At 41.5% G+C, this 12856-nt stretch carries 12 protein-coding genes; all 12 read left to right on the top strand.

Annotated elements, in window-relative coordinates:
* The first annotated feature begins 40 nt into the window (after nt 1-40).
* The 12 genes from G589_RS0107220 (at nt 41) to G589_RS0107165 (ending at nt 12758) form a co-directional block, all read left to right on the top strand.
* On the top strand, nt 41-1897 hold the full coding sequence (locus G589_RS0107220; protein ID WP_026521628.1) for a flagellar hook-associated protein FlgK: 1857 nt from the start codon (nt 41-43) through the stop codon (nt 1895-1897).
* Nucleotides 1898-2066: 169 nt separating this feature from the next.
* Complete coding sequence (locus G589_RS21040) at nt 2067-4148, top strand: flagellin N-terminal helical domain-containing protein (protein WP_051192237.1); 2082 nt, start codon at nt 2067-2069, stop codon at nt 4146-4148.
* An 86-nt stretch (nt 4149-4234) separates the two neighbouring features.
* Nucleotides 4235-4693, top strand: a complete 459-nt coding sequence (gene fliW, locus G589_RS0107210) for a flagellar assembly protein FliW (RefSeq protein ID WP_026521627.1) — start codon at nt 4235-4237, stop codon at nt 4691-4693.
* An 18-nt stretch (nt 4694-4711) separates the two neighbouring features.
* Nucleotides 4712-4927, top strand: coding sequence for a carbon storage regulator CsrA (gene csrA / locus G589_RS0107205; protein ID WP_022770342.1), 216 nt, complete (start codon nt 4712-4714; stop codon nt 4925-4927).
* A gap of 47 nt (nt 4928-4974) precedes the next feature.
* A complete protein-coding gene (locus tag G589_RS0107200; RefSeq protein ID WP_026521626.1) occupies nt 4975-6111 on the top strand; it encodes a CgeB family protein in 1137 nt (378 codons plus the stop codon).
* 177 nt (nt 6112-6288) lie between these two features.
* On the top strand, nt 6289-6759 hold the full coding sequence (locus tag G589_RS21615; protein ID WP_026521625.1) for a flagellar protein FlaG: 471 nt from the start codon (nt 6289-6291) through the stop codon (nt 6757-6759).
* 61 nt (nt 6760-6820) lie between these two features.
* Nucleotides 6821-8362 carry a flagellar filament capping protein FliD gene (fliD, locus tag G589_RS0107190; RefSeq protein ID WP_026521624.1) on the top strand — a complete coding sequence of 514 codons (1542 nt, stop codon included), beginning with the start codon at nt 6821-6823 and terminating at the stop codon, nt 8360-8362.
* 33 nt (nt 8363-8395) lie between these two features.
* Complete coding sequence (gene fliS, locus G589_RS0107185; RefSeq protein ID WP_026521623.1) at nt 8396-8800, top strand: flagellar export chaperone FliS; 405 nt, start codon at nt 8396-8398, stop codon at nt 8798-8800.
* Nucleotides 8801-8810: 10 nt separating this feature from the next.
* The gene (locus G589_RS0107180) at nt 8811-9290 is read left to right on the top strand and encodes a hypothetical protein (protein ID WP_026521622.1); all 480 of its coding nucleotides are present in this window, start codon (nt 8811-8813) and stop codon (nt 9288-9290) included.
* Between the two features lie 82 nt (nt 9291-9372).
* A complete protein-coding gene (locus G589_RS21030; RefSeq protein WP_051192236.1) occupies nt 9373-10425 on the top strand; it encodes a glycosyltransferase domain-containing protein in 1053 nt (350 codons plus the stop codon).
* Between the two features lie 483 nt (nt 10426-10908).
* Nucleotides 10909-11724 carry a flagellin N-terminal helical domain-containing protein gene (locus G589_RS0107170; RefSeq protein WP_026521621.1) on the top strand — a complete coding sequence of 272 codons (816 nt, stop codon included), beginning with the start codon at nt 10909-10911 and terminating at the stop codon, nt 11722-11724.
* A 233-nt stretch (nt 11725-11957) separates the two neighbouring features.
* Complete coding sequence (locus G589_RS0107165) at nt 11958-12758, top strand: flagellin N-terminal helical domain-containing protein (RefSeq protein ID WP_026521620.1); 801 nt, start codon at nt 11958-11960, stop codon at nt 12756-12758.
* Nucleotides 12759-12856: the final 98 nt, after the last annotated feature.

Below are 12856 nucleotides of genomic sequence, written 5' to 3'. Positions count from 1 at the left end.
GCTAACTGACGTCCCCAACTTTTATCGAAGGAGATAGGCTATGACATCTCAATTCTTTGGACTTAACATTGCAGCTTCAGGCCTTAGAGCAGCCAACGCAGCGTTAAACACCACAGCAAACAACATATCAAATGCCAATACAGACGGCTATAGCAGGCAGAAAGTCTCACAGGAAGCAACTGATGCTCTGAGAGTTTTTGCTACATATGGATGCGCAGGTGCCGGAGTTGACACGATCGCCATCGAGAGAGTCAGGGACAGCTTCTACGACAATAAGTTCAGACAGAACGAGACACTTCTTGGTAACGTTCAGCAAAAGAACTACTACAACGGCCTTATTGAGCAGTACTTAAATGACGATGGTTCCACCGGCTTCTCAACTCTTTTCAATAAGATGGAAGCAGCGCTTGAGTCAGTCAGAACAGCAGCAGGAACCACCGAGACCAAGTCAGCTTATGTGTCCAGTTTAAAGAGTATCACCGAGTACTTTAACAACGTTTATACAAGCCTTCAGAACGAGCAGGCCGATGTCAATGCAGAGATCAAGCTCTGCGCCGACAGAGTAAGTGCCATTGCTCAGGAGGTTGCTTCTATAAATAAGCAGATCAACATCATCGAGATGACCGGCAGCAAGGCAAACGAACTCAGAGACAAAAGAGATATGCTGGTAGATGACCTCTCCAAGATTATCTCAGTTGAGGTCAAGGAGAGTCCCATCGTTGATGAGTCACAGCCCGACAGAGATACAGGCGCAACAAGATATCAGATCTGGGTTGGCGGATCCTATGAGCTGGTTGATACATACGAATACAGACAGATGATCTGTGTGTCACGCTCTGATGATGGTGCAACAGGCCAGAACGATGTGAAGGGCCTCTTTGATATCAAGTGGGGCACAGCTAATTATAAGGATGGCGACAATGTAAATGAGCTTTCGGATTTTGCGCTGGATTCACAGCTGATCGGCGGAGAGCTTCAAGGTCTTTTGGCAATGCGAGATGGAAACAATGCGCACTACTTCCACGGTAAGGCTCCTGAGGGCGGCGTTATCCAGAGACCTGACGGAAGCGTACTGGTCAAGGTGAACGTTGACAGCGACTACTTAAAAGACATGAACAAGTGCACAATCCCTGCAGACGGAACCATCAAGATCGGCGCTAAGACTTACAAGTACGACAGCTGGGATTACGACGGAGATTCTACTTATACATTTGAAATAGATTCCACAACACTGAGCAGTATTCCTGATGGCGGCAAGAATGTAAGCATCGGCTACTCCAACAGCTACCAGGGAATTCCTTACTACATGGCTCAGATGAACGAGTGGATCAGACAGTTCTCAAGCGAGGTCAACAAGATCATGACCACCGGCTATACATCAGATTCCCTCAACGGTGTGTTTGCTCTTTCGGGATCCATGGACACCGGCACAGGCGCTGAGTACAGCTTCGAGCAGCTCACAACTCTTTCTGAGAACAAGGGATACTATAACCTCCGGGGCGGTAACTTCACGGTGAGTTCAGTTCTTTTGGAGAATTCCGACAGACTGGCTACCAAGGCCGATATCACCGAGGGTGAGTCCGAGTTTGGAAACCTCACTAAGTTAAAAGACATGTTCAAGACCGAGAAGGTCTTCAGAGGCGCAACTTCAGGCGAGTTCCTGACAAAGGTCCTTGCGGACATAGCGCTTAACAAGGCAAACTCACAGACTCTTGAAGATACTTACACATCACTGGAAAACACCATCAGCAATCAGAGACTTTCAGACACCGGTGTTGATGAGGATGAGGAAGCTGCAAACCTGGTTAAATTCCAGAATGCATATACACTTTCATCGAAGATGATCTCGACTCTGACCGAGATTTACGACAGACTGATTCTCCAGACCGGAGTTTAAAAATGAAAACTGAACCACCTGCAATGAGCCCTGGGGACGGGGCTCATTTTTTTTCGCTTTGTTCTTAAGAAAATGGCTATACCTGTCGATATACGTAGTGAAAATCATATACTCTGCATGGATGCACACTTTTCAGGACAAGGAATGTCTTATTACCCTGGAGGATACTATGCGCATCACTAACAAAATCATGCAGAACAATTCCCTTTACAATATAAATAACAACAAGGTGACTGAGGATCAGCTCAACACCATGATGAGTACGGGAAAGAAGATAACGAGGCCCTCTGACGATCCGGTCATCGCAATTCGCGCACTTCGCCTTAGAAGCAACGTGACACAGCTCTCCCAGTACTATGAGAAGAATGCAAAAGACGCTGAGAGCTGGCTACAGGTTACTGCAGATGCGCTTTCAACAGTTACAGATGTTCTGACAGACTGCGTAAAGCAGGCAACCAAGGGCGCCAATAAGGACCTGACTCTGGATGATCTTTCCACAATCGTTACACAGATGGATGCTCTGTCAAAAGAGTATTATGCGACTGGTAACGTTGACTATGCAGGAAGATACGTATTTACAGGCTACAGGACAGATACTCCTCTTACCTTTGACAAGACCACAACTGCAGCTTATACAGATATTAACGATGAGTTCAACGCAGGAAGTATCGAAGATTCCGACAGGATCGTTGGTAAGCATAAGCTCAATTCCACAACAATCCTGAGCGATGATACTACCGCTACTTTAGAGCACGAGATAGTTGAAAGAAATGTAGGAAGACTCAGACTTTCTTATGACAACCTCAACTACGTGGAGGGCGATGGTAAGTCAGCAACCCTTAAGTTCAGGGAAGCGCTCCAGCAGCCGGCTACAAGCACAGTTGCCAGCACCATGGACACCATCAGTGTTACCTACAAGACTGAAGAGGGAATCACTCACTACGCATCCATTCCGATCAGCAAAGACGGCTCAACTTATGAGATTGAGAGCGACAATGTAGTTTATAACGCAACAATTAAGAATGACGGCACTTACTATATTGAAGGCTACGATCAGGACAGCGGAAAGACATACATGATCAACTTGAAGGCTGACGGAACCTTCAATCCAAGCACTTCAACTGTTGATTCCGCAATCGCTGAGATTCAGTCAAAAGACGTGACGACTGTAACTTACACTTCCACTGCAGGAAGAGTAAGCATAGATGTTCCGCTTCTTCCGGCAATTGACCAGAGCTATACAATTAAGCTTGCTCAAAACGGCTACTCCGCTACAGTAAACAGCGACGGAACAATTACTCTTAAAAATGACATTGGCAGAGACAACGGCGATGGAACATATAGCAATGAGGTTGTTCAGATAACATCAAACGGCAGCGTACATTCGTCTTACCTTGAGACCAGCCTCGAGATCGGTCCTGCCAGTATCATCTACTCAACCAGTACTGAGCAGCAGATTGACGATGCGTATGAGACTCTTTTCACTCAGAAAAAGGGTGCTTATGCTTATCTGAACGCTGCAACCGGTGAGGTCCTTCTTAATGAGGAACTCAGAAATAAGTTTGCGACACTTCCCGATATCATCAATGCCAACAGCATCGATGTTGTCTATGACAAGAAGGAGTGGGATACAGGCGACATCAGACCTCAGAACCTCTTTGCCTGCACTTACACCGATGAGAACGGAAAATCTATTCTCTATAATAAGGGAACAGCAGGACACGACATCGCTTATGATGTGGGATTTGCTCAGTCGGTAGTTGTAAACACCACTGCTGATGCGGTGTTCACAACGGATGTTAAAAGAGATGTCAGCGACCTTAAAAATATGCTGAATGAGCTGAAACAGCTCGATACGACACTTAAGACTCTTAAGGACAAGCTTGGAAACACCAGCGATGAGGCAAAGAAAGCAAAACTGCAGAACGAGATCAGTTCGGCAAGCAAGGCTTACGATTACTTAAGAGAGAACATCCAGAAGGAATTTGAGCACAAGATCACATCTATGCAGAAGGCGTTAGATACAGCAAACATCGCTGTTACAGATAATGGAACAAGAGCAAAGAGACTTGACCTTGTAAGCACGAGGCTTATGGATCAGACTACCACCTTTAAGACTCTTCAGTCTGAGAATGAGGATATTGATATCGCAGAAGCAGCAACCAAGCTTACTACCGCACAGGTTACTTATGAGGCGAGCCTGATGGCAACAGGTAAGATATCTCAGACAAGTCTTATGAATTACATCTAAATTGTTTGAATTAATATGGCAATTGCACGAAATTGCGTATATAATTAATGTGTAGCAAAGTCACTAAAGACTATGGAGGTTACAACATGAAACTCACAACAAGAATTTTCGGCGAAGTAGAGATTGAAGATAGCAAGATTATCAATTTCCCAAATGGTATAATCGGCTTTCCTGATTTAAAGAAATTCACACTGATGCATGATGAGGAGCAGGGATCAAGCTCTATCAAATGGCTTCAGTCTATTGAGGAGCCCGGCTTTGCAATGCCTGTAATGGATCCTCTTGTAGTATGCCCGGACTATAGTCCTGAAATCGACAAAACCAAGATCGAGGATGTGGGCGATCTTAATGATGATGATATTCTTGTTCTTGTAACAGTTACTGTTCCTCACGACCTTGCTAAGATGACCGTAAACCTTATGGGGCCGTTTGTCATCAACGTTAAGGATATGAAGGGCACACAGGCTATCGTAGAGAACGACAACTATCCTGTTAAGTTCCCTATCTACGATATCCTCAAGAAGAACAAAGAAGCTAATTCATAAACCACGGAGGGAGAAACTATGTTAGCATTATCAAGAAAAAAGAACGAGGCGATCATCATAAATAATAATATCGAGATCACTGTTCTGGACATCAGGGGAGACCAGATCAAGCTCGGCATTTCCGCGCCCAAGGAGATCCCGATCTACAGAAAAGAAGTTTACATCCAGATTCAGAATGAGAACAAGGAAGCTACCGATGTAGCAGGACTTGAGGCTCTGAAGAACCTGCTTTGATTTTTGTGTGATTACAAGCGCTCTGCACAACCTGTGCAGGGCGTTTTTTGGCAGTAAATGTGTATGTGGGAGATGAGATGCGGATACTTTACTATGACTGGGATGAATTTAACGGCGAAGATTGCCGGGATGCCATGAGAAGGCTCGGGCATGAGGTGGAGACATTCCGCGATTATGATGAAATAGGGAAAAGAGATTACGACTGCGTTTTCAGCTTCGATTACTATCCGGAGATAGCCGAGAATTGCCATAAGCAAGGAATGAACTATATTTCCTGGGTGTTTGATTGCCCTCACTATCCGCTGTATTCCAACACAATATCTTATGAAGAAAACTGTATACATATCTTTGACCAAAAACTCTGCGATGAGCTAAAGCACCAAGGAGCCAAAAATGTTTACCATACTCCTCTCGGTGTAAATGAGGAAAGGCTTAAAAGTATTGGCTTTACAGAGATTCCGGAGTCATACATTCATGACGTTACGTTCCTAGGGAATCTCTATGACAACGAGTTCAACTTTTTTGATCAGGCCACATTTCCTGATGACTTAAAGGCATATCTTGAGGATGTGATAGATGCCCAGCAGTTAATATATGGAAGAGACATCATCTCTGACAAAAGAGTTATAGACGATTCTGTGATGGAAGTTTTAAGAAACTTCATTCAGTTTGAGGATACTGGCAAGTACAATGTGGACTACGACAGAGTTATTCTGGATATCATCAGAAAAAAAGTAACGGTCTCTGAGCGCAGAAAAATACTGGAGGCCTTGGGTGCTTGTTTTGATACAACATTGTACACAACTCCGGATGCTAAGCCTATTCAGGGAGTTAACACCTTAGGCCTTGCTGATTACAACTCACAGATGCCTTACATCTTTCACAACAGCAAGATCAACATCAACATGACCTTCAGATGCATTCCATCGGGAATTCCGCTCAGGGTCATGGATGTGCTTGGGTCAGGAGGATTCCTAATTACAACGTATCAGGATGAAATTGCAGAATACTTTGAAGAGGACAAAGACCTTGTCATTGTCCGTTCGCCTGAGGAATTCATCGAAAAGACAGCTTACTATCTTGAAAATGATGAGGAACGAAAAGAGATTGCACAAAACGGACAGAAAAAAGTATTCGAAAAGTTTGCATATACCAAATTACTTCCGGAAGTTTTAGCTTTGTAATTATAAAATTTTTATTAATTCTCTTATTTTTATGTCTAAAAACATAAAGTTATAATCTTCATTACCGATATAAAGGATAAGAAATCGTGTACAAACCTTTTGTTTTTGTGCATAAAATGTTGCGATAGAACACGTTGATACCCGGTTAAGACATGGAGGTCATGGAGGTATAAGATTATGGGAATGGATGCTATTAACGGCTTTAGTCCGCTGATTCAGCAGACACAGCCACAGGTAAGGACACAGGTACAGGAACAGACTCAGTCGCAGTCTGAAGTTGTAAATCAGGAAGCAGCGCCGGCTATTGATCTTAAGGTCGAGGCTGCTGATAATTCTGCGGATTCAGGTCATGATGCTCAGAGTGGCACTCAGGCTTTTTCACAGGCCAGAGAAAGATATGCTGAGACAGAGGAACAGATTCAGGAGGATAACGAGAAGGTCAGAAAAGCTATTTCAGAGATGACCAAGAACGTTAAGTCCAATGCTGAAGCTGTTTTCGGAATCCATGATAAGACAAATCGTGTGACCATCAAGATGGTTGATAAGGAGACCAAGAAGGTTATCAAAGAATTTCCTCCGGAAGAGACTTTGGACATGATAGCCAAGGTTTGGGAAATTGCCGGGATCATGGTTGACGAGAAGCGATAACCCCTTGTATGGAAAAGGAATTCCATGTAACAAGCTCACGGATTGAGAAAGGAGAAACACTATGCCTATACGAATTACGGGAATGAATTCAGGTCTTGATACTGAGAGTATCATAACCGCATTAACGCAGACCAAACAGACCAGACTTGATAATTTCAAAGGTGACCAGAAAAAACTTACCTGGACACAGGATAAATGGAAAGAACTTAATAAAAAGGCAGTATCTTTCTATAATGGCACTTTGGCAAGCATGAGGTTTTCATCTGCATATACTAAGAAGACTACTAGTGCAAGCAATGCAAATGCTGTATCTGTTGTAACAGGAGATACTGCAATGAACTCAACCCAGACTCTCGATATTACCAGTCTGGCTAAAGCTGCTTATCTTACAGGAAATGAAGTCAAGGTGGGCAATGAGAAAGCAAGTAAAGAGACTGCTGCTTCGGAACTTGGCCTTAATGTAGGCGATAGCTTGAAGTTTTATATAGGAAATGATCAGTCAGACGTATTGGAAGTTGGGATTGAGGAAGGCGATACTATAGGAAGTATCCTTGACAAATTAAAGGATGCAAAGTCGTTAAATACAGATACTAGTCTTAACTTCAACTTTGATGAAGCAAACGGGAGATTCTTTGTTGCATCTAAGACTGAAGGAGAAAAGGCGGCATTTCATATTGCAAGTGACTCCGCTGATACTATGGCTAAACTAGGAATAGCACTTAATGGAACGGACGAAGCAAGTAGTTCAAATTATGTTACTGGAACTAGTGCCAAGATTACCTTGAATGGAGTAGAATATACATCAGAAAGCAACACATTTGAAGTAAACGGTCTTACCATCACCGCGAAGGAAATTGCATCGGGTGTTACCCTTACAACAAAGCAGGATACAAGCGGTATTTACGATAATATCAAGAAACTTTTGTCAGAGTATAATGACTTGATGAAAGAGTTCGCTACAGCGTATAACGCGGACAAAGCCACAAAATATAAGATGCTCACCGATGATCAGAAAGATGAGATGTCTGACAAAGAGGTTGAAGAGTGGGAAAATAAGATAAAAACAGGCTTGTTAAGCGGAAATGAGACGCTAGCAAATCTTAGGAATGGTCTTAGGGGTGTAATGGGGCAAGGCTATGACATTACATTAAAAGATGGTACTACTTCCAAGTTTTATCTTTCTAATTTTGGAATTGCTACAGGCAGTTACTTTAATACAGAAGAAAACGAAAGAGATTCTTTCCATATAGATGGAGACAAGGATGACAATAGTACCAGCGGCAACGCCGATAAGCTCAGTGCATTGATTTCATCTGATCCAGATGCTGTGCAGAGTTTCTTTACTCAGCTGTCACGAGATATTTATACTAAGATGTCTGACCTTATGAAGGGAACTGCGTATAGCAGTGCTTTCACAATATATGAGGATAAATTAATGGCTTCTCAGTATAGCTCATATACGACAAAAGTCTCTGATGCTCAAAAAGCGCTGGAAGCGGCACAAGATAAACTATACAAAAAGTACTCAAGAATGGAGACTACACTTGCTAAAATTAATAATAACAGCGGTTCACTTTCAAGCTTCTTTGGAACCGGAGGCTAACTAAAATAATAATGTTAAATGAGAGGGGAATATATGCCAGTACTTAACGCTCAGCAAAGAGCAGCTTATGCTCAGTATAAAAGCAATAAAGTAATGTCAGCGAGTGGCCCGGAGTTGACTCTTATGCTATATGATGGTGCCATAAAGTTTCTAAACATAGCTTCTTATGCAATCGAAAATAAAGATATTCAGAAGAGCCATGATAACATCATAAAGACGGAGAGAATTATAGAGTATTTGCGTAACACACTAGATATGAAGTATCCGGTTGCTCAGGACTTTGAGAATATGTATTCCTATATTGCCAGAAGACTCGTAGAGGCGAATATATCTAAGGACAAAGAAATAGTTGATGAAATCAACGGTCATATGCATGCAATCAGAGATAATTGGGTAGAAGTAATGAAGGCCAATCACATCATGGTAAAGGATGCATAAGGAGGGAAAGATGGTATCAGCGAGCTTGGATATGCTTGAAGAAAGCTTGGTGAAGAAACTTGAAATAATGAGTAAAATTCGCGAAGAAAATGCTAGGCAAAAAGAAATTCTATCTGATCTTGATAATGTTGAGATTAGTGCGTTTGACAACACTCTTGATGTAAAGGGCGAACTCATTGATCAGCTGAACGCTATAGATGATGGCTTTCAGACGATGTTTGATAAGGTCAAAGATGAAGTTGGTGAAAACAAAGATAAGTATGCAGAGCAGATAAAGCGTATCCAAAAACTTATTCATAGTATTACAGATGCCAGCGTATCTATAGAGGCTGAAGAACGTAGGAATAAAAGTCTCGCCGAGAAATACTTTAATGGAGAGAGAGAAAGGTTTGCTAATGGCAAGCGAAGTGCTGCAGCTGCATTCAATTATTATCAGACCATGAGTAAATCCAAAGATATTCCACCACAGTTTATGGATAAAAAGAACTAACTAAAAGATACAATTTTTAGCAAAAATGGCTTGGGGCCGGGCAGTGTTGCCTGGCCCTAAATAGATTAAGAGAGGAAATCTAATGGATCAGTTTGAGAAAATTCTTGATTTCGTAAAGAGTATGTGTGGATACCTTGTCTCGGGGAAGATGGAATGCAGCCAGGTTCCGGTGGATGATATTATATATGTAATCAAAGAAGAATATAATCGGGTATCATTAGATTCTAATGAGGCATGTGAGTCTTACAGAGCTTTGATGATAAGTTGTATCAATAGAGATGATAGACGAGAATTGGCATATATCTTGGAGAGCATTATTCATCTTTGTAAGGCTCTTACAGCGTTTTATGGTGTAAAAACGGCAGGATTTGATCTTCAGATTCACCCCTATAAGGTTGAGGTAGCATATTATCGCAATAAAGAAAGAAATACTGAATGGAAGAAAAACAACAAGTTACAGAAAGAACCATCTTTTAAGGGCAAAGGAGCTGTATATACAGCGATAACTGGCGGATATGATATTGTACATGATCCGGTATTCGTTGACGAGAATCTTGATTACTATCTCTTTACAGATAATGAGAATATAAAATCCAACGTGTTTAAGGTTGTTAAGGTGGATAATGTAGAGAATCTCGATCCTGTGAGACTTGCCAGAAAGATTAAGATTGTTGGAAATTGGGAATACTTACAAGATTATGATTATACAATTTGGACAGATGGGAAGCTACAGATTATCGGGGATTTGAATGAGTATATAGTGAAATATGCCAAAGGAGCACCATTGTTATGTTTCAACCATCACGACAGGGATGACCTTTACGATGAGGCGCAATTTTGTGCTGCAAGAAATACTGATTCTTCTGAAATGATCTATGAACAGACTGAAAGATATCGGACAGAAGGATTTCCGGAGCATTATGGGCTTACTGATACATGCTTCTTGATTAAAGACAATAAGAGCATAGAGTTAAAGAAAGCTATGATGGATTGGTGGAATGAGGTGAAGAATGGGAGTAAAAGAGATCAGATTAGTTTTTGCTATGCCTTTTGGAAGAACAATTTGATTTATGATACTTCACCATTGATATCAATTGATAATAAGTACGTTAGAACATATAGACATTCAAATTAAACTCTAAATATTGTAGACAACCGGCATTCATATCCGAATGCCGGTTGCTTTTATATAAATGGCTAATGGTATATGGTATAGGGATTGTCTGGATCAATAATTTCTATTTCATGATCAGCAGTAAATTTTATGGAATCACATAGTCCCCATAATGTACTGTTAATACTTCGTGGTATCCAATAGAAGCGGTGATTGTAATATTTTCAAAGCGTACAAGAAATTGGAAGTCATAATATGAATGCTTTTATCGGCAGAAAATTGTAAAACTTTAGGGGTTAGCCGAAAAAATACAATTATATTTCGTTTTTTTGAAAATATGTGAAAAATACATTCAAAAGGGGTTAAGTTCCACAGTTATGGACCGATAATAATAGTGTAAAGTAAAAACCACAGTAGCCATGGAAAGGACTCCGCAGAAGCTACAAATAAAACTGATAAGGATCTGGCAGCAAGGAAGCGGGCCCCCTTCATGGAGGAAATACTATGGTAGTACAACACAACATAACAGCAATGAACGCAAACAGACAGCTTGGTATTACAACTGGTGTACAGGCAAAGTCAAGTGAGAAATTATCATCAGGTTATAAGATCAACAGAGCGGCCGATGATGCAGCAGGTCTTGCAATTTCTGAAAAGATGAGGCGACAGGTAAGAGGTCTTACACAGGCCTCAGCTAACTCACAGGATGGTATTTCAGCCGTTCAGACAGCTGAAGGTGCTCTGAATGAAGTTCATGATATGCTTCAGAGAATGGATGAGCTTGCAACAAAGGCAGCTAATGGAACTCTTCAGGCTGATGACAGAAAATATATTCAGCAGGAAGTAAATGCTCTTATCAGCGAGATTGATAGAACTGCACAGACAACAACATTCAATGAGAGAAATCTTCTTGATGGAACTTGGGCTGGAGGTATTGATTTACAGGTTGGAGCAGATGCAGGCCAAACAATCACAGTGGTCATAAATGCTATGGATTCTACAGGAATAGGAGTTGACAGCCTGGATGTTACTACCGCGGGAAGTGCTTCTTCAGCTATTGACACTGTTAAAAATGCTATCAACTCAATATCTTCCCAAAGAGCTGATCTTGGTGCAATCCAGAACAGACTTGAGCATACTATCAAGAATCTTGATAATGTTGTAGAAAATACAACAGCAGCTGAATCACAAATCCGTGATACTGATATGGCGGCTGAGATGGTTAGATATTCTAATAATAATATTCTCGCTCAGGCAGGCCAATCAATGCTTGCTCAAGCTAACCAGTCAAATCAGGGTGTTCTTTCACTTCTTCAGTAAACTTGAATTTATAGATGATAACATCAAAGGGCTCTGTCGGAAACGACAGAGCCTTTTCTTTAAAAAGTTTATAATTTGTTTATAATTTTACATATTAAGTTTTTACATTTATGGACGATAATAAAAGTGTAAAAAAGAACAGAAATTATCTTTGGCCAGCACAAAGGTAGTTTCAAAACAAAGTAAACGAGCAGCAAGGATGCTGCCGTACAAATTCAAGGAGGAATTATATTATGGTAGTACAACACAACGTAACAGCAATGAACGCAAACAGACAGCTTGGTATCACAACTGGTATTCAGGCAAAGTCAAGTGAGAAGTTATCATCCGGTTACAAGATCAACAGAGCAGCAGATGATGCTGCAGGTCTTGCAATTTCTGAGAAGATGAGACGTCAGATCAAAGGTCTTACACAGGCTTCAGCTAACGCTCAGGATGGTATTTCAGCAGTTCAGACAGCTGAAGGTGCTCTGAATGAAGTTCATGAGATGCTTCAGAGAATGGATCAGCTTGCAACACAGGCAGCTAATGGAACTCTTCAGGCTGATGACAGAAAGTACATTCAGCAGGAAGTAAATGCTCTTATCAGCGAGATTGACAGAACAGCAAATGACACTAAGTTCAATGATGCTGGTCTTCTTAGCGGATATTCTGCAGACCTTCAGGTTGGTGCTGATGCAGGCCAGAAGATTAGTGTTTCAATCAGCGCAATGGATTCTTCTTCTATTGGTGTTGATGATGTTGATGTAACAGGCGGAAATGATGCGATGATCACAAAGATCAAAAACGCTATCGATTCTGTTTCATCACAGAGAGCTGACCTTGGTGCTATTCAGAACAGACTTGAGCACACAATCAAGAACCTCGACAACGTAACCGAGAATACAACTGCAGCTGAGTCACAGATCCGTGATACAGATATGGCAGCTGAGATGGTTAAGTATTCTAACAACAACATCCTTGCACAGGCTGGACAGTCTATGCTGGCACAGGCTAATCAGTCAAATCAGGGTGTTCTTTCACTTCTCGGCTAATTATTATAAGTCGATTATCAAGAGGTCTATTGCAAACATTGCAACTACCGAAAGGAACTTCGGATTTTCCGAAGTTCCTTTTTGTTATACCGAACAAT

Source organism: Butyrivibrio sp. VCB2001 (assembly GCF_000423965.1).
GTDB lineage: Bacteria > Bacillota > Clostridia > Lachnospirales > Lachnospiraceae > Butyrivibrio.
The sequence above is the reverse complement of the archived record's forward strand: the minus strand, read 5'-3'. Positions and strand labels throughout refer to the sequence as shown.